The 18501-nt window shown below is 62.5% G+C and carries 15 protein-coding genes and 1 pseudogene; 4 read left to right on the top strand and 12 right to left on the bottom strand.

Going from position 1 to position 18501, the window contains the following annotated elements; all coding sequences use genetic code 11:
• Positions 1-449 (top strand): annotated as a pseudogene (locus JMJ97_RS02700) (IS30 family transposase); the annotation flags it as partial.
• A gap of 294 nt (positions 450-743) precedes the next feature.
• Here the strand turns inward: JMJ97_RS02700 and JMJ97_RS02695 are convergent.
• From JMJ97_RS02695 to trhA, 6 genes are all read right to left on the bottom strand, one after another.
• Positions 744-2150 carry a polysaccharide deacetylase family protein gene (locus JMJ97_RS02695; protein ID WP_260699084.1) on the bottom strand — a complete coding sequence of 469 codons (1407 nt, stop codon included), beginning with the start codon at positions 2148-2150 and terminating at the stop codon, positions 744-746.
• Between the two features lie 72 nt (positions 2151-2222).
• Positions 2223-2978 carry a PRC-barrel domain-containing protein gene (locus JMJ97_RS02690; RefSeq protein ID WP_055252569.1) on the bottom strand — a complete coding sequence of 252 codons (756 nt, stop codon included), beginning with the start codon at positions 2976-2978 and terminating at the stop codon, positions 2223-2225.
• Entirely contained in the window at positions 2978-3367 is a 390-nt protein-coding gene (locus JMJ97_RS02685) for a YtxH domain-containing protein (RefSeq protein WP_035136593.1), read from the bottom strand. Before JMJ97_RS02685 ends, JMJ97_RS02690 begins: the two co-directional genes overlap by 1 nt.
• Before the next feature lie 136 nt (positions 3368-3503).
• Complete coding sequence (locus tag JMJ97_RS02680) at positions 3504-4349, bottom strand: cyanophycin synthetase family protein (RefSeq protein WP_229077265.1); 846 nt, start codon at positions 4347-4349, stop codon at positions 3504-3506.
• A gap of 24 nt (positions 4350-4373) precedes the next feature.
• Positions 4374-5747, bottom strand: coding sequence for a hemolysin family protein (locus tag JMJ97_RS02675; protein WP_260699083.1), 1374 nt, complete (start codon positions 5745-5747; stop codon positions 4374-4376).
• Between the two features lie 110 nt (positions 5748-5857).
• Positions 5858-6541 (bottom strand): PAQR family membrane homeostasis protein TrhA, encoded by a 684-nt coding sequence (gene trhA / locus JMJ97_RS02670; RefSeq protein ID WP_260699082.1) that lies wholly within the window; start codon positions 6539-6541, stop codon positions 5858-5860.
• Positions 6542-6727: 186 nt separating this feature from the next.
• Between trhA and JMJ97_RS02665 the strand changes: the two genes are divergently transcribed.
• Positions 6728-7693, top strand: coding sequence for an alpha/beta hydrolase (locus tag JMJ97_RS02665; RefSeq protein WP_006235741.1), 966 nt, complete (start codon positions 6728-6730; stop codon positions 7691-7693).
• A gap of 133 nt (positions 7694-7826) precedes the next feature.
• On the opposite strand, the gene JMJ97_RS02660 is transcribed toward JMJ97_RS02665, so the two are convergent.
• From JMJ97_RS02660 to JMJ97_RS02635, 6 genes are all read right to left on the bottom strand, one after another.
• Positions 7827-9032, bottom strand: a complete 1206-nt coding sequence (locus JMJ97_RS02660; protein ID WP_055252574.1) for a DUF362 domain-containing protein — start codon at positions 9030-9032, stop codon at positions 7827-7829.
• A gap of 110 nt (positions 9033-9142) precedes the next feature.
• Entirely contained in the window at positions 9143-11809 is a 2667-nt protein-coding gene (locus JMJ97_RS02655; RefSeq protein ID WP_260699081.1) for an ABC transporter permease, read from the bottom strand.
• Positions 11810-11817: 8 nt separating this feature from the next.
• Positions 11818-12531, bottom strand: a complete 714-nt coding sequence (locus tag JMJ97_RS02650) for an ABC transporter ATP-binding protein (RefSeq protein ID WP_260699080.1) — start codon at positions 12529-12531, stop codon at positions 11818-11820.
• A gap of 281 nt (positions 12532-12812) precedes the next feature.
• Complete coding sequence (locus JMJ97_RS02645; protein ID WP_260699079.1) at positions 12813-14018, bottom strand: ABC transporter permease; 1206 nt, start codon at positions 14016-14018, stop codon at positions 12813-12815.
• Complete coding sequence (locus JMJ97_RS02640; protein ID WP_138374328.1) at positions 14005-15192, bottom strand: ABC transporter permease; 1188 nt, start codon at positions 15190-15192, stop codon at positions 14005-14007. Before JMJ97_RS02640 ends, JMJ97_RS02645 begins: the two co-directional genes overlap by 14 nt.
• A 9-nt stretch (positions 15193-15201) precedes the next feature.
• Positions 15202-16140, bottom strand: a complete 939-nt coding sequence (locus JMJ97_RS02635; protein ID WP_260699078.1) for an ABC transporter ATP-binding protein — start codon at positions 16138-16140, stop codon at positions 15202-15204.
• Between the two features lie 210 nt (positions 16141-16350).
• Between JMJ97_RS02635 and JMJ97_RS02630 the strand changes: the two genes are divergently transcribed.
• Both JMJ97_RS02630 and JMJ97_RS02625 read left to right on the top strand, forming a co-directional pair.
• The gene (locus JMJ97_RS02630) at positions 16351-17496 is read left to right on the top strand and encodes a sensor histidine kinase (protein WP_260699077.1); all 1146 of its coding nucleotides are present in this window, start codon (positions 16351-16353) and stop codon (positions 17494-17496) included.
• Positions 17493-18122 (top strand): response regulator, encoded by a 630-nt coding sequence (locus JMJ97_RS02625; RefSeq protein WP_260699076.1) that lies wholly within the window; start codon positions 17493-17495, stop codon positions 18120-18122. Before JMJ97_RS02630 ends, JMJ97_RS02625 begins: the two co-directional genes overlap by 4 nt.
• The last annotated feature ends 379 nt before the right edge of the window (positions 18123-18501 follow it).

Here is an 18501-nt window from a genome sequence, read left to right as displayed (position 1 = left end):
AGGACGGCGCGAGGCGCGCCTTCGGCGCCGTGCTCACCGACAACGGGAGCGAGTTCGCCGACGAGGGCGCCATCGCGGCGCTGCTCGGCGAGCGGGACGGCGAGACCAGGCTCTTCTACTGCGACCCCCGGCAGAGCCAGCAGAAGGGCGCGTGCGAGAAGAACCACGTGGAGATCAGGAAGCTGCTGCCCAAGGGCGCCGGGGCCAGGTTCGACCGGCTGACGGCGGCGGACTGCGCGCTGCTCATGTCGCAGGTGAACTCCGAGCCGAGGGGGGCGCTCGGGTTCCTGACGCCGGCGCGCGTGCTGCGGATGGCCCTCGGGGAGGACGCCTCCGCCCTCATGGACGCGTTCGGGGTGGAGGAGCTGGCGCCCGGCGGGCTCGACCTCACGCCCGGCTGCATCGACAGGGCCAGGGCCGCGAGGGGCGAGGGGCCGCTGGCGGGATAGCCGGCGCGCCGGGACATGGGCCGGAGGGCCCGTTGCGCTGAGTCCGGAACGGCTGCGCGGCGGGCTGGCGGAGCATGCGGCGGCGGCATGGGGGCACCGGACTCCACAGCCCCTCCACCTGCGGAAACGAAGTGATGGCCAGGTGCCGGGAGCTATTTCCGCGTTGCGCTAGCTGCGGAAACGCGGGGTACGTTCAGGCTGTTGCGTTGAGATTGAAAATCAACCCAGGCATACCAAACGCTGACGCATCCGTGACATAGCCATTGGGGACGCTCTTAAACGACTACCCAATGACTACTCTGTGGTGTCGTCGTCCTCGGCAAGCTGGGGGAACACGGCGTCCTTGGGCATGGTGGCCTTCGTCAGCGAGGTGAGCTTTTTGCTCAACGACGTGTCCGTCTTGACCAGGTCGCTGAGCGTCACGATCTTGTAGCCGTCGGCAATGAGGCCGTCGATAATCTGCGGCAGCGCCTCGAGTGTCTGCTCGGCGCATTCGTCTCTATCGGTGAGCAGCACGATATTGCCCGGCGTCACCGAATCGAGCACCGTCGAGACCTGCTCGTCGGCACCGTTGAGCAGCCAGTCGCCCGAGTCAATATTCCACGAGACCACGGCGGAGACCAGGTCCATCGCATCAATCCAGTTTTGTTCGTCAAAGGCAGCGTAGGGAGCACGCAGCAGCATCGTCTTCACGCCGGTCGCCGACTTAATCGCATCGGTGCCTTTCGTGATCTGTTCGCGTACCGCCTCACGGTCCTGACCCTTGAGCGAATCGTCGCTGTAGCTGTTGGATCCGATCTCGCACCCGGCGTCGACAATCGCCTTGGCCGTGGCAGGCGAGGCCTCGGCCGCATCGCCCGAAAGGAAGAACGTCGCGGTGACGCCCTTTTCCTTGAGCACCTGCAAGATCTGTTTGGTGGCGCCGCTCGGACCCTCGTCAAACGTCAGTGCCACGTACTTTTTGTTGCCCTTGGGCGCCACGCTGGCGCACGTAACAACGCAATCGGTGGCGGGCACAACCTCGCCGCGGTCTTGCGTCTTGCCTGACTGCTCACCAACCCACACCTCGGATCGGCCCTGGACACCCCATGTCTGCACATACTCGATAGCGCCCGTGCCCTCGACCTTGAGCTTGGGCTCGATAACCGTAGCCTGAACCTCGTGCTTCTCGTAAGTGTTACGGCCATCCTTGACCGTCACCTTCTCGCCGCCCTCGAGTTCGCGGCTATCCCATTTGCCCTGCTTCACGCGCTTGCCGTCGACCTTCACCGACAGCTTTTCGCCCCCATGGCGCTTGAGCACGCTGTCATCGACGGCCAGCAGGTCTCCTGCGTCGTAGGTGTCAGTCAACCCCTGGTCGTCGATGAGGTTTTGTAGCGTAGAGCCGACGCGCACTGCGGTCTTCTGGCCGTTGAGCTCCACGTCCACGCTGCGGTTGACGTAGCCCACGACGGCAGCGATAAACAGCACGAGTGCGCAACCCACGGCGATGAGCGCATAGGGCAGGCGAGACGAACGACGGGGTGTGCGGCTGTTGCCGATGCGAGCGCTGCGGTCGCTAAAGCCGCGGCTATGGTTGAGGTACATCGCGCCGGGCTTACGGTGACGCTTGCGCTGACCGCTGGGCAGCTGCCCCAGGTCGCGGCGCGCCGTCGGACGCGCACCCGAACGCCCGTTTAAGTTGGATCCGTTTTGGCGCATGTGCCCTCCCCCATAAACACAGCAAGCCGGAGCAACAGGTCTCCGGCTTGCCTCCCATCATTTGGTACGTCGCTATTTTGTAGCTTTTGACGAGCCTCCGCTCGCCTTTTGGTATTCATCCTTAAAGGCCTTGAACATGCCGCGCGTCTTGCCAAGCTGCTTGCCCAGTGCGCGACTGCCCTTGTCCACGGCAACCGATCCCTTGTCGTCGAGCACCTTGGCGCCCTTTTTGACCTTGTCGCCCACCACGACGCTGGCCTCGGCGGCCTTGGCAGCCGCACCGCCCGAATACCCGAGCGACTTGACCTCGTCCGAGACGACCATCGCGCCGTTCTCGTAGCCGCGCAGCATCGTCGGCGGCACCTGCGTGTCACCGACCAAAACACTCGAAGCAGCACCGGCGGTCACATAGAATGCCTGCACGATGCCCGAGCGTGGCTTGAACTCAACGTCCGAGCAATAGCCCACGACGTCGCCCGATTCCGTGCGCACGTCCATACCGACCCAGATGATGCAATCGTCCAGGTTGATGTCGAGGCGCTTGGCGGCGGCGGCATCGTACGTGTCCTTGACGTCATCGACCGCAATGGCGCCCTCGTAGACACCAATGGCGTCGAGCGCTACGAATCGGTCGGGACGCTCGATCATGCCTGCGATATCGGACTGGCGGACCATAAAGCCGACCACGCGCGTACCGCCCGGGGTAAAGACCGGAAAGTGAATCTTTCCGAGCTTTTTAGGGCTGCGCGGCGTGCCGTCCTTTTTGGTGCGCTTGTCCTCGGTAGGCTTGCGATAGATCTTGGCGCCGACAAAATCCCCGGCGCGCATTATGCCTCGGTCGAGGGCTCCGCAGCCTCGGTATCAGCCTCGACGGCGTTCTCGACCACGACGTCGGCGGCAGGCGTCACGTTGCCGCCCGAAATGGCGTCGTTGAGCTGCTCGCGCAGCTGGTCCATGCGCTCGCGGGCCAGGTCGACCTTGGCGCGCAGGTCGTCGGTCTTGGCGTCGACCATCGGGCCAAAGTCATTCACCGCAGCACGGGCCTCCTCGGCGCTGTGCTCGTAGGTGTCGCGCATATTGTCCCAGGCGTCGTTGGCGATATCGGCAGCCATGGCGCGGGTCTCGGCGCCCGAGCGCGGGGCCAGAGCAACGCCGACAATAGCGCCGGCAGCGGCACCAAAAAGTGCGCCGGAGACAAAGCTGAAAGTCTTACCCATGATCATTCCTCTCCTGCGGGCACGTCGGTGCCCACCGTTTGAATGCTGTCCATTATACCCGCAGCGCATCACTTGCCGCTCCGCTCATCTGCGTACGGCAAAGGCGCAGGTACGTGATGGTGATAAACGCGTAGGCCTACTCCTGGGGCATAGCCGGCATGGCCACCGTGGCACCCGGGTCCTCGCCGGCGCCGTCCACGAGCGGCAGGCCGCCCTCATGCGCAGGTCCTGCCGGAACCGTCGCCGCACCGCCAAAGACGGCAGCGGAGGCCTCGTGGTTCTCGGCAACCGCACCCTCGGTATCAATCGCCACCTGGGGCTCGTCGTCAAAGTTGGGGACGCCTTGGGGCTCGGTGGGAACGGGCTCGGCGGTCGCATCGGCAACGGGCTCGGCGTCGACCGGCACATCGCCCTCGTCAGCGCCCTCGTCAGCGCCCTCGTCCTCGGCAGCATCTTCGCCGTTCGCAGCGGCGACGGCCTCGTGAGGATCCTTGCCCTCGGCCTCGGCGCGCATGCCCAGCACCAGGTTGCGCAGGCCCGCGACCGTGCCCTCCACGTCGGGGGCAGGCTGGTCGGCGTGCAGGTACGCCCAGTCCATCATAAAGGTGGCCGAAGACAGCGCACCGATGGCCAGCGCGTCGTCGGGACACGAAAGCTCAACCTCAAAAACGCGCTCGTCGTGCTCGCTTACGCGCGTGCGGCCGCACGAGATGCTACCGGCAAGACCGGTCTCGTTCATGAGCTCGACCGTCACGTGCTCCAGCAGGTGGCAGAGCTCGGTCTGGCCCATACAGTCCTGGAACTCGCGACCCGAATCGCCCAGGCACAGATGCTTGGCAATCGCGGGCACCAGGTAGTACACGCGCGCCGTGGCCTCGATATCCTCCGAGGTCATGAGCGGCATGCCGGGGTTCACCAGCACGTGCGCGCAGATCTTGTCCTCGCTGACGGTGACCTTAAGGATGTTGAACAGGCCTGCCATAACTCTCCCCTACTCTTCCTTGTCCTACTCGTCGCCGTCGTGCGGATTCGCAGAGCCCGCACCCGGCGTCGTCGGCTCGTCTACCGAAGACTCGGAATCTTTCTTATCGGTTTCGGCCGGAGCGATCACGCGAATGAGCGAGATGCGCTGGCCACGCATCGACTGCACTTTAAACTTGTACCCCGCGACCTCAAACACCTCTCCGATGTCGGGCACCGAGTCGCAAAGCTCCAAAATCCAGCCGGCGATGGTCTCATAATCATCGCTTTCCTCGAGCGGCCAACCAAGCTCAATCGCGTCATCGCACGAAAAACGCCCATCAACGAGCCACTCGCGGCGCGAAAGGCGCGTGAGATACTTGTTGTCGGGGTCGAACTCGTCCTCGATCTCGCCGACGATCTCCTCGACAATGTCCTCGATGGTGATGATGCCGGCCGTGCCGCCGTACTCGTCCACGACCACCACGATCTGGTCGTGAGAGGTCTGCATCTCGGACAGCAGCGGCAGGATGTCCTTGGTGTCGGGCACAAAGGTGGCGTCGCGCAAAAAGCCGGCGATGGGCTGGTCGCCCTTGCCGTCGAGCGCGGGCTGAATCAGGTCCTTGATGTGCGCGATGCCGGCGACGTTGTCGGGATCCTCGTGATAGACGGGGATGCGGCTAAAGCCGGTCTGGCGCATGGTGGACAGCACGTCGGCGACCGTCTCGTCGTCCTCGCACATGGTGGTGTCCACGCGCGGCACCATGACCTCGCGGGCAACGGTGTCGCCCAGGTCGAAGATCTCGTGGATCATGCGCTTTTCCTCGTCGAGCAGGTCGTCCTGCTCCGAGACCATGTACTTGATCTCTTCTTCCGAGACGTTCTGGCGGTCGTCGGCACTCTTGATGCGCAGGATGCGGGCCAGGCCATCGGAGCAAGCACCGGTCAGCCACACGAGCGGACGGGCGATCTTTTGGAAAAACGACAACGGTCCCACGACCTGCTTGGACACGCCTTCGGCGTTGGCCAGGCCGATGCGCTTGGGCACAAGCTCGCCGATCACGATGGACACGAAGGCGACCGCGACGGTGATGATGACCGGCGCCAGGCCGCGCGCGATGGCGGAGAGCGGCGCGATGCCAAAGCTCATGAGCCACGTGGCGAGCGGGTCGGACAGACTCGTCGAGGCGACGGCGGACGAGGCGAAGCCCACGAGCGTAATGGCAACCTGGATGGTGGCGAGCAGCTGGTCGGAGTCGGCAGCCAGCTTAATGGCACGCTCGGCGCGCTTGTCGCCTTCCTCGGCCTCGTGCTCCAACACGGCGCGCTTGGCCGTGGTGAGCGCCATCTCGGACATAGAGAAGTAGCCGTTGATGAGGGTCAAAACGAGGGTGGTGATAAGGGAGATGGTTATGTCCATCGGGAGTTTCTCGAACCTCCAAGATTCGGGACGTCAGGTTAAAACGTTGATGGCGGATACGGCAATTGCACCGGCGCCCAAACGAGAACGCAGGCGCGCAGGCGTGGTCGCTAGATTACGAAGAGGATCACCGCCATGAACTGGAAGATGCTGCCGGCGAGCACCCACAGGTGAAACACGCTGTGCAGATAGCGCACGTTTTTGGCGATATAGAACGGCACGCCCGCGGTGTAGCACACGCCGCCGACGGCGAGCAGGGCAAGTGCCACGGGGTTGAGCAGCGCAACAAGTTCGGGCAGCTTAAAGACAACGAGCCAGCCCATCAGCAGGTAGACCAGGCCGCTTACCCAGTGCGGTTGACGCTCGCGTAGGAAGCACTCGAGAGCGATGCCGATAATGGCGATGGCCCATACGGCAAAGAACAGCGCAGGGCCGCCGTCGTTTGCGAGCGTGATAAGGCAAAACGGCGTATAGCTGCCCGCAATGAGCAGGTAGATGCAGCTGTGGTCGATGATGCGAAACACGTGCTTGGCGCGCGCGGGCTGAATCGCGTGGTAGAGCGTGGAGGCTAGGTATTCGAGGATAATGCTGACGCCATAGACAATCGCCGCGGCCATATGGGCCGGGCCTCCGCCGCGCAGGGCGGCGAATACGATCAGGAGCACCAGGCCCGCGATACCCAGCAGGCAGCCGACACCATGGGTGACGGAGTTCATGATCTCCTCGCCCACTGTGTAGTGTGGAACGGCCGCGGTCTTGGGTCGCGGCTTAGAACTGTCGCTCGAATCGGACATGCCGGTTACATCCTCCAACGTAAAGAGTTCTCAACACTATATCAAAGCGTCTAGGTACGTGCGAAATTTGCACCATACGTGACCCTTTGTTTACCCATTCTTTGCCTGTTGACGCATCAACGGCGAACGTCCATAATGCGCTTGCATTAAATGTTGATGTATTAACATCTTATAGGAGAATACCGCATGGCTCAAAACGCACGTTCCCATCGAAAGCTCAAGATAGCCGGCATCGTTGCACTGGTGGTTGTCGTTGCGCTGCTCGGATTTGCCGGCAACTTTCTGTTTGACTTCGCGCTGAATCCCCGCGCGCCATACACCATGAAGATGATGCAGGATAGCAAGAACGACAAAGAAGGTGAGCAGCCGGATGCCGAGGATACCGAGGCGCGGGCATGGTTTAAAGAGAACCGCAAGAGCAGCAACCTCACCGCGGACGACGGGACCGAGCTTGCCGCCTGGTATTTTGCTGCGTCGGAGAGCACGCACGACTACGCCGTCTGCCTGCATGGATATACCAACGAGCCCATCGGTATGGCCCGATACGCCAAACGCTTCCACGACCGTGGCATGAACGTACTCGCACCCGCCGCCCGCGCCCACGAGCGCTCCGGCGGCGACTATATCGGCATGGGCTGGCCCGAGCGCCTCGACATCGTCGCATGGATCGAGCGAATCGTTCAGGCTGACCCCAAGGCGCGCATCCTGGTCTTTGGCGAATCCATGGGCGCGGCGACCGCCATGAACGTCGCGGGGGAACCTCTGCCCGCAAACGTGAAATGCATTATCGAGGACTGCGGTTATACGAGTGTTTGGGACGAGTTTTCTCTGCAGCTCAAGGACGTGTTCGGCCTGCCCAGCTTTCCCTTGCTCGATGTAGCAAACTTGGTGTGCAACGTGCGCGCGGGCTACGACTTTCATAAGGCGAGCAGCGTGGAACAGCTCAAGCGCGCGACGGTTCCCATGCTGTTTATCCACGGTGACCAAGACACCTTTGTGCCGTACAGCATGCTCGACCAAAACTACGACGCGTGCGCCAGCAAGGTCAAGCAAAAGCTCACCGTCCATGGCGCCACCCACGCCAAGAGCGCGCAGGTCGACCCCGAACTCTACTGGAACACGGTCGACGACTTCCTCGACGAGTATTTTTAGGCAAATAGTACGGTTTACTGGCCTATCTGACCCCCTAGCACTTCCGAAAAGCCGCCCGTGGGCACTGTGCTCACGGGCGGCTTTTGCTAACAGTTGTGCTACAAAGGCGCTTGTTTTGTCTAATAGCTAGGTGCTACTTGACCTCGATGAGCTCGTACTTGCTCGTGCCCAGGCCGATCTTCTCGGCGTGCGCGATGCACACGCGCCAGTCGGTGTCGGGATGCGTGATGCAGAAGGGATCCTTGGCCTGCTCGCCCTCCAGATGCTCGTGGTTGTGCTCCATCTTGGCCGCGCTATCGGTGAGCTCGGTGTTGGGCAGCGGCTCAGACGCCATGACGGCGTCGGCGCAGGCCTGGTCGATGGCGACCGGGTCGAAGCTCGCGAACATGCCGATGTCGTTGACGATAGGCGTATCGTTTTCGGGATGGCAGTCGCAGTTGGGACTGATGTCCATGGCAAGCGAGATGTGGAAGCTCGGGCGGCCGTCGACGACGGCCTTCGTATACTCGGCGATCTTGCAGTTGAGCACGTCGGCCGCGGCCTCATAACCGGGCTTGATGCAGTCCTGGTTGCATGCCGCAATGCAGCGTCCGCAGCCCACGCAGCGATCGTGGTCGATGGCAGCCACGTGCACCGTGCGAGTAGCGCCGCTGGCAAGCTCGCGCTCGCGGGTGCCGTCGAACGAGATAGCGTTGTGCGCGCAGATCTTTTCGCAGGCATGGCAGCCAACGCAGTGCTCGGTCGCGACGTTCGGCTTGCCGGCGGCATGCTGCTCCATCTTGCCGGCACGGCTGCCGCCTCCCATGCCCAGGTTCTTCATGGCGCCGCCAAAACCGGCCTGCTCATGGCCCTTAAAGTGGGTGAGGCTGATCACGATATCGGCATCCATGAGCGCCTGACCGATCTTGGCCTCGTGCACGTACTCGCCGCCCTCGACCGGGACGAGCGCCTCGTCGGTGCCCTTGAGGCCGTCGGCAATGATGATCTGGCAACCCGTAGCATACGGGGTAAAGCCGTTCTGGTAGGCGGTATCGATGTGCTCGAGCGCGTTTTTGCGGCTACCGACATAGAGCGTATTGCAGTCGGTGAGGAAGGGCTTGCCGCCCAACTCCTTCACGACGTCCGCGACGGCGCGGGCGTAGTTGGGGCGCAAAAAGCTCAGGTTGCCCAGCTCGCCAAAGTGAATCTTGATGGCGACGAACTTGTTCTCAAAGTCGATCTGCTCGATACCGGCGTGACGGATGAGGCGCTTGAGCTTGTCGAGCTGGCTCTCGCGAGCATGCGTGCGCAGGTTGGTGAAGTACACCTTAGCGGGTGCTGCGGGTGCAGTTGCGGTCATAGATCTATCCCCTCGGTCTATATGGCGTTACAGACATAAGAGGATGGTACCAGTTAAAGCAGAGGTAAAGTCAAGTACGGCACCTAGTCATTGGGGACGCTCTTAAATGACTACTCCTGCACTTTGAGGGCCTCGGCCAGGCTCACACGCTTGATGGAGCGCGTGTGCAGCAGTGCCACGACCAGGTAGGTCGCAAAGCCGATTCCTGCGCATGCAACCATGGACCAAGCGGGCGCATAGATTTCGATATTGCCGTTGTAGGCGAGCAGCATCGAGCGGAAGATGGCCGTGAGCGAGCCAATAATGACCGGCAGACTCAGCACGAGCGACGCCGCCACGCACAGCGTGATCGAGCGGATGTACAGATGCGAGATCTCGCTATCGCGATAGCCAAAGACTTTCATATAGCTAATCGAACGGGCGCTGTGGTCGATCACAGCCTTGGTCAGTAGATACATAAACAGCAGGAAGATAAACACCGCGAGGCCAACCATCATGCCGATCATTTTGCTCATCATGCCGATGAACTGGTCGCCCACGGTCCGCATGTCGTCGGGCGTGGTGTCGCCGGCAAAGTAACGAGCATCGAGGTCGAGCTTCTCGTTGCTCACATAGCCGTTAAAGTAGGCGGCGTCGTTGTCGAACAGCTCATTAAAGTCGTCGATACTCATATAGATATTCATGTCCGACTTGGAGCCCCAGGCACAGTCCTTGCCCGCGTACTCAAGGGAATAATGCTCGCCCTCGTACTTGTCGATGAGCGTGACCTTCTGGCCCTCGCTCCAGCCAAACTTGTCGAGCAGGCCGCCGCCAAAGACGACGCGCCCATCGCCAACGTTGAGGTCTTTCCAATAGCGCGAATCGGGCGAGATGCCGTAGACGGAAATCGTCTCCTCGCCATTACCATCGCCGCGGTCGTATTGCAGCTGGTAAACGGCATATTTCTCGGTCTGCGCAATCTTGTCTGCACCGTTATCGGTCGTGTTAACCGGGTGAATGTCGTCGTTGTCAGTGTCGATCTTAGAGGCCTTGTCGATCAGGTCGATAGCCTCGTCGCGGTCGCAGCCGAGGGCATCGGCAAGGTCATCGAGGCGCGCATAAAGCGCATCCTTCTTGTCCTGGACCTTGGCAAGCGCATCCTGCGCCGCAGTCAGGCTCTCGGCAGACGGAGATGCGGTCGCGGCATCGGCTGCCGCCTGCGCCGCATCGGCCGCGTCGTCAAGCTCGTCATCGGCATCCTGAGCGGCGGAAAGCAGCACGCCGTCAACCGACTGCAAGCGCTCGAGTGCCGACCACTGCTCGCGCTCCTCGGCAGTACCCTCGAGCTCCAGCGGCGCCTTGAGCGTGTACTGGTGCTCGGCGACCAGGCTTGTCTCGAGGTTGTCCGCGTAGTGCGTCATCGTGGGCAGAATCGCCAGGCCAAAGAGCAGTAGCAGCGAGGCAAACGCAATGCCCACGAAAAGCGTGGCGAAGTTGCCCAGATTACGCAGGAAGATGCGCAGGCGGAAGCGCGAGACAAAGCCCATGCGCTCCGGCAGCTGCAGGCCGCGCTTGGTGCCCGACTTGCCGCCCGCCTCGTGACGGAGGAACTGCAACGGCGTCTTGCCCATTTTGCGGAGCAGGCCCACCAGCGTAATGAGGATGAGCGCGGCGGCGGGAACCACGGCGCACTTCACAAAGATCTCCCAGCTCCAGTACACCTGGAAGGGCGGCAGGCTGTACGAGCCGTAATAGAGGCCGCGCATGGGCTCGGTAAAGAACGCAACGCCGAGCGCGGTGCCCAACAGCGCCGCGAGCATGCCCACGATGGCGGGAAGCGCGAGGCAGTGCAGTACGATCTCGCGACGGCGATAGCCGCTGGCGAGCAGTGTGCCGATGATGGCGCTCTCCTCCTCGATGGTGGCGTCGGTAAGGACCACAAAGACGAACGCCATGATCACGATGATGATGTCGAGCAGCGTCATCCACATCATAGAGTCGCCGTCCACGTCATCGCGCGCATAGCCAATGCCTTGATTGGAATCGGCGTCGATCAGATCGTCCACGCGCGCATCGACGTCGGTCAGTGCCTCAACCATATCCTGCTCCGCATCGATGCGGTCCGCGGTGGGGAGGTCGCGATCGGTAAAGGTGAAGGAGTAGGTGTAGGCGGGCGCGCCGCCGGCATCTTCGAGCGCGGCAAAGCCGCCATCGGTGACCTCGGCCACGCCGTACGTGATGGTGTTCACCGTAAAGTCCGAATTGTTGAGAAACAGCGCCTGACTGTCGGGCTGGGTCATGATGCCGCAGATGATGTAGGTGCGGCCCTCAAGCTCAACCTTATCGCCCACGGCGAGGTCGTTGTTGGTGGCGAAGACACGGTCGATGGCTACCTCATCGTCCGTCTTGGGCTCCTTGCCCTCACAGTAGGACGCGATATCGACCTTGGTGCGGTGCGCATAGGTGCGCAGCGTGCGCTTGGTGCCGTCGTCGCCGGCGGTCTTTTTGATGATGGCGTCGATGGAGAAATTCTTGTAGAGCGTGACGCCGCCGACGTCGTCGGCCGCGTCCTCGGCTGCCTTGAGTTGCTCCTCGGTCGCCTCGAAGGAGGTGGTCACGCGGCCGTCCTCAATCGTGTACGCATCGCGCATGTCATCGATGAGGCAGCCGATGGAATGCGCCGCGAGCAAAAAGCCCGAGGTGAGAGCGATACTTCCGCACATAAGCAAAAAGATGCCCAGGTACTTGCCGGTATTGCGGCGCAGCTCGCGTGGGAGACGTTTTGCGAGAGGTGTCATGGCGCCGCCTACCAATCGAGCTCGGCGGCCGAGACGGGCGACTCGTTGAGCTCATCCTCGACGATGCGCCCGTCGCGCAGGCGCAGCACGCGATTGGCCATGCGCGCGATGGCGGCATTGTGGGTGACAATGATGATGGTGCAGCCGTAGGTGCGGTTGACATCCTCCATGAGCTGCAAGATTTCCTTGGACGTCTTATAGTCAAGCGCGCCCGTGGGCTCGTCGCACAGCAGCAGGCCCGGGTTTTTGACGAGTGCGCGGCCGATGGCACAACGCTGCTGCTGGCCGCCCGAGACCTGGCGCGGGAACTTGTTGCGGTGCTCGTAAAGGCCCAGCGAACGCAGCAGGTCGTCGACATTGAGCGGGTTTTTGGACAGGTGCGCCGTGACCTCGATGTTCTCCTTGATGGTGAGATCGGGCACCAGGTTGTAGAACTGGAAGACAAATCCCAGCTCACGGCGGCGATACTCGCCCAGGTCGGTAGGTTTGAGCACCGTGAGGTCGCAGCCGTCCACCAAAATAGAGCCAGCGTCGGCACCCTCCAGGCCGCCGATCAGGTTAAGAAACGTCGACTTGCCCGAGCCCGAGGGCCCCAGCATGACGCAGATCTCGCCTCGGTTGATGGACGTGTCGATGCCATCGAGTACCGTCAGGCGCGCATCACCGTCGCCGTAGTGCTTTTTGAGATCCTTAACCTGGACGTAGGCTTCCTGCGTTGCCATGGTATCCCCCATTGTTAGCCTATTGCTACTTTTATAGGGTAATAGTAAACCCAAGTGAACTATTTTTGGGCGAGAGTGGGGGTTTGTTTCAAGACTAGTCGTTGGGGACGTTCTTAAACGACTAGCTGTTGGGGGCGCTCTTTCGCCACCCGGCAGTTAGGGACGTTCCCTTTCTGCCGGCAGCTGGGGACAGTCCTTGGCAAGCCGGCGGTTCGGCAAAGACTGTCCCCGATGACTAGTCGTTTAAGTCTGTCCCCAATGAGTACCCGATGACTAGGTGGCTAGGCGCGGGATTTGTTGTGAGCGAGGGCTAGGCCTACGGCGGCGATGGCGGCAGCGAAGAGCACGGTGACGCCCAGGTCGCAGGCGATGTCGCCCAGCACGGTGGACGTCAGGTCCGCGGCGAGCGCCTTGCCGATCGCGTCGTTCACCCAATATGTCGGCACAAAGTGCGCCACGGTCTGCACGGCCGAACCCATGAGCGACAGCGGCATCCAGGCGCCACCCAAAAACGTCATGAGCATGCCAAGCAGGTTGCCCACACCGTTGAGCAGCTCCTCGCGCGCGCCCAGGCTCGACAGCGTAAAGCCAACGGCCAGTGGCGTCAGCGCTAGGGCAAACGTTGCCGCCAGCGCCAGGCACACGCGGCCCACGCCGACCTCGGCAACCGCGCTGGCAAAGCCCACGACGCCCATCATGCTCGACACAAACCAGATACAGACGGTGAGCACGGCGGCGGCCGCAAACACGGCAAGCGAACGCTGGCGATCGGAGATTGGGCCGGCATCCATGCGGCGCACGCGCTCGGGCTCGTTCATGCCCGAAAACACCAAGCCCACCGACACGATGACCGACGAGATAATCGCGTACGCGCCAAAGTTGAAGTACGACTCGAGCGTGGCGGCAGCAGCCGAGTCGACCTTGACCCGCTCGATCTGGACCTCCGCGCGCTTTGCAGCGGCATGTTCGGCGGCCTTGGCAACGTCGCCGTTGGAGGCAGTGGGCTCAAGTGCGGCTGCAGCGCCCGCGAGCGAGATCCCGCGCGAAGCCTCGGCAGACGAAAGCGCCGCCGCCATGGTGCCGGCACCGTAGGTCACATCGAGCTTGGGCAGGGACTCCCCCGCGCGGGCAGCCGCGACCAGGTCGTCCTCGAACCCCTCCGGGATAAAGAACACGCAGTCGGCGCTGCCCTTGGCGCTGTTGCTCTTGGAGAGCGCGTCCGCAAGGTCGTACGTGTCATCGCCGACGCCCGTGACCAGGTCAAACCGCGAACCTAGGTGCTTGGTGAGCGCACGTGAAAGATCACTGCCATCGCGGTCGACCACGATCACGTTGGCGTCGTAGGGCTTGTACTCGGTGAGCTGCGACGAGTTCCAGCTCACCGATGCCGCGATGAATACGCCCATCAGCGAAATGAACACCGTGTAGATGAGCAGGTAGAACGGGTGAGCGAGCGCCATGCGAAGCGCGGTCTTAAAGGTGCTCATAGCGGCTCCTTCCAAAGATCAGCGTGGCGGCGGCAACGAACAGCAGTGCCATGAGGACCAGTGCGCCGGCGCGAACGGCAAAAGGATCCAGGTCCTCAAAGAAATACAGGCGGTTGAACATGTCGCAGATGAGCTTGACGGGGTTGAGCCAGCACTCGGCCGGACAGGCGCGGGCGACGTCATCGGCAAGCGCCATCGCCGGTTCGCCGTAGAGCCCAGCGAACAAAGCGCACGTGGTGGCAAAGCCTGTGAGGATGCCCGACTTGGATGCCTTGCCGCCCTTAACGGGAAGCGTGCCCACAAAGAGTCCCAAGCCCGTGGCGGCAAGCGCGGAAGCGGCACCGCCCACCAGACACAGCCCCTCGCGCCCGCCAAAGTCGACGCCCACAACCAGGCGCACGTAGCCGATCGCGATCGCCATCGAGGCAAAGGAGACCAGCCACGAGCCCACAAAGATACCGGCCAGCGACGCCGTTTTGGAAAGACCGCCCGCGCAGCGGCGCGCGCCAAGGCCCGACAGATTGGGCTGCAGATCGACGACGCTCAAGGCGGCAAACTCCGCAGACATCATCGCGACCAGGCCAAAGAGCGCGTAATAGTAGATGACCGTGCCATCGGGCGTGGTGCGTGTCAGGCTTACGCGGCGGGTGCCGCCCTCGAGCGACAGGGCGCGCGCAACCGCCTCCGGGTCGGCGAGCGCCGCCGGGTTGTCCTGGGCAATCTGAGACATGAGCTCGGCATTTTGTGTATACGAGCTTGCCACCGTCTCCAGAATGCTGCGGTCGGTGAGCACCGTTGAGGCACGCGAGCTGTCGTAGCTCGACAGCAACGTGAGCTTGGGTGCGCCCGCGTCGTCGACCGTATAGATGCCCGCGACCTCGCCGGCCTTAAGCACACGGTTCGCATCGGCTGCGTCGTCGCACTCGTGGATCTCGAGCAGCTGATTGTCGCTCTCCTTGGCAAGCGACGTCGCCACGTCCTTAAAGGTCGAGGCGTCCCAGGCCTCGTCCGCTATGACGGCAACCGGTACCGGGTCGACCGTGCCGTCAGAGCTCAGATTCGCAAACATAAACATGAACATCGTGGAAAGTGCGATGGGAAAGAGAGCGCCCCAGACCCACGTGCTCGGCCGGCGCAGCAGCGTCTTGACCGTAGTGATGATGGTGTTGAACATGACTGCCCCCTAGTCGCGCAGCTCGCGGCCGGTGATCTCGAGGAACACGTCGTTGAGGGTCGGCGGCTCGCTCCACACGCGGCCGAGCGCCACATCGGCGGCGCGCAGCGTGTCGAGGATGTCGACCAAATTGTGCGGGCTCGCTTCGCAGGTGCAGACGAGCTCGCCGCCGGACAGCTCAACCGAAAGCACGTGCTCGAGGGCGCGCAGCCGCTCGACCGTGGCGGTCTCGACGGCGCCGACCTCGACAGTCACGCGCTCGCCCATTTGAATCATGCGTTTGAGCTCGTCATTGGTGCCCTGCGCCAGCACACGTCCGCCGTCCATGATCATGATGCGGCTGCAAATCTGCTCGACTTCCTCCATGTAATGGCTGGTATACACCACCGTGGCGCCCTCGTCGCGCAAGCGGCAGATGCCCTCCAGGATAGCGTTGCGACTCTGCGGATCGACTGCCACCGTAGGCTCGTCAAAGAAGATGAGCTCGGGCTTGTGCGCAATGCCGCAGGCAATGTTGAGGCGACGCGCCAGGCCGCCCGAGAGCTTGCCGGGGCGAAACTTGGCAAAGTCGCCCAGGCCGACAAAGTCGATCGCCTCGTCCACGAGCGAGCGGCGGCGCTTGCGGTCGCTGACGTAGAGGCTGCAAAAATAGTCGATGTTCTCGCGCACCGTAAGCTCGTCAAACACCGCCACCTGCTGCGGCACCACACCGATGCGGCGCTTGAGGTCGTAGCGGGCGGGCGTCATGGGCTCGCCGAACAGCTCAATGGTGCCTTTGTCGTAGGCGAGCAGCTGCAGAATACAGTTGATGGACGTGGTCTTGCCCGAGCCGTTGGGGCCCAGCAGGCCAAAGATCTCGCCGGGGGCGATGCTCAGGTTAAAGTGGTCGAGCGCAATAAGGTCGTCATAGCGCTTGACGAGGTTTTCGACGTGGACAATGTCTGTCATGAGGCGGCCCTTCTGTTGATTGCGGCCCAGTACGATTGCATCATCGCAGGAGCGGGCGGCGCGCACCAGTGAGCTTTGTCACGAGTGCGAGGGGGCAGAGGTGAAACCCCCGCTCGCGCGAGCGATCGACGCCGCTTTGCCGCGCGGGAGGAATGTCACGGTTGCGCAGGCAGCCCCTCCACCGCGCGCGCCTTCGCGTACAATACCCGTATGAACAGGCTTTTCGACAAATCGATCGTGCTGGCGTGCTGTATTGCGGCCGCCATGGGTCTTGCCGTGGACGCTCGCCTGGTCGCGGCGTTTTGCCTTGGCGTTATTGCCACCTCGCTGGCCGAGGTCGTACAGGATGAACACACGCGCCGTGCAAGCGAGACCGCGAGTTACGCTTACATCATCGTGGCTGTCTTCGTGCCGCCGTTTGTGCCGTTTGCGCCTCTCGCCCTCTATGACATCGCGCGGCGCGTGCGCCGTGAACGCATCTGGCCCGCGCTGGCGATTGGCGCCGTGTTTGTCTGCGCGCTTGTCGCGGACCTTCGCGGCGGCGCGCTCACCACCCGAACGCTGCTGCTAACCGCCATCCTTTCGGTCGCCGCCACGTTGCTGTCGCTGCGCACCGCGCAGCTGGAGCGCGAACAGGAACGCATGCGTCGCACCCGTGACAAGCTGCAAGAACGCGCCCTGGCACTCGAGGCACGCAACCGCGACCTCGCCGACCGCCAGGACTACGAAGTCGAGCTCGCGACGCTCGCCGAACGCGCCCGCATCGCGCGCGAGATCCACGATAACGTCGGGCACCAGCTCACGCGCGCCTCACTGCAGGCCGAAGCCCTACGCGTGGTCCACGCCGACGAGCCTGGCGTCGCCGCCGATTTCGCCGACGTTAAACGCACGATTGACGAGGCGCTCCAGCTTGTGCGCACCAGCGTCCACGCGCTCAACGACAACGCCGTCGACCTTTCCGTGCAGCTCGAACGCACTGTCGAAGGCACACGCTCGGACGGCGGCCCGCAGATTGAGCTTGAAGTTATGGCCGAACATGCGCCCGCAAACGTCGCCAACTGCTTTGCAGCGGTCCTGCGCGAGGCGCTCTCCAATACCATGCGCCACGCTTGCGCCCAGACCGTCACCGTACGGTGCATGGAGCATCCGTCGTTTTACCAGCTCATTGTTACCGACGATGGCGTGGGTGAGGTCCAAGCAAGCGGCCGCGGCACCGCGGAGGGCATGGGGCTCGCCTCCATGCGCGAGCGCATCGAGGCGCTTGGCGGCACCTTCACCGCCGGCCCGCGTGCCGGCGCCGGCGGCTGGCGTGTGTTTGCCACCGTTCCCAAACAGCAAGGAGATGAGGACCGATGAGACTCATCGTTGTCGACGACGACCGCTTGGTGGTCGATTCGCTCAAGATTATCCTGGGCGCCCAGCCACAGATCGAGGTGGTGGGCACCGGCGCCAACGGCAACGACGCGATTTCGCTCTATGCCGAGCATGCGCCCGATATCACACTGCTCGACATCCAGATGCCGGAGCGCGACGGCCTTTCGGCGGCACGCGAAATCCTTGAGCGCGACCCTGCGGCGCGGGTGGTGTTTCTGACGACATTCTCGGATGACGAGTACATTGTGTCGGCGCTCAAACTGGGTGCCCGTGGCTATCTAATCAAAACCGATATCGCCGCCATCCCTCCGGCGTTGGAGCAGGTCATGGACGGCAAACGCGTGCTCGAGGGCAAGGCGATTGAGGACATCGATTTTGATGGAGCGGTCGTCGAGGCGGGCACGCCCCGCCGGCCTGCGGCCTTCGCCAGCCTAACCGACCGCGAGTTCGAAGTCGCCGAGCTCATCGCCCGCGGCCTCGATAACAAGGAGATTGCCGCCACCGCCTATATGGGCGAAGGCACCGTACGCAACCACATCAGCTCGATCCTTGCCAAAATGGGCCTACGCAACCGCACGCAGATCGCCATCGCCTACCTGCGAGGGTAATTACCCAACGGCCAACCGCTCCGACAGAGCAAAATAGCTGTTATCGATTTAATGCCATTTCAAAACTATGCCGGTTTACTACGATAAAAACGAGATTCCCGACCACGCGTGATTTTTTCGCAAAACTACAAGCCGTCTACCTGCGGTTTTGGTTTTGCCGAATGCGGTGTGGTTAGGAGTAGGCGATTTATCGTAGTAAACCGACATAGTTTTGTTCGGGCGGCCCCGCACGAGTGCCTCCGCCAGCCTCGCGGGACCAAAATGAGCCGTTTTCCTCCGTCCCCAATGGATCAGCCGAAACCGCCCGCCACGAAATCGGCCCATCTACTACGTTTGACTCGATACCCCTGACCATACCTTCGTTTTGAACAAAACCGCA

This window comes from Collinsella aerofaciens (genome assembly GCF_025289055.1).
Lineage (GTDB): Bacteria > Actinomycetota > Coriobacteriia > Coriobacteriales > Coriobacteriaceae > Collinsella.
This window is presented reverse-complemented; position numbering and strand designations above follow the sequence as displayed.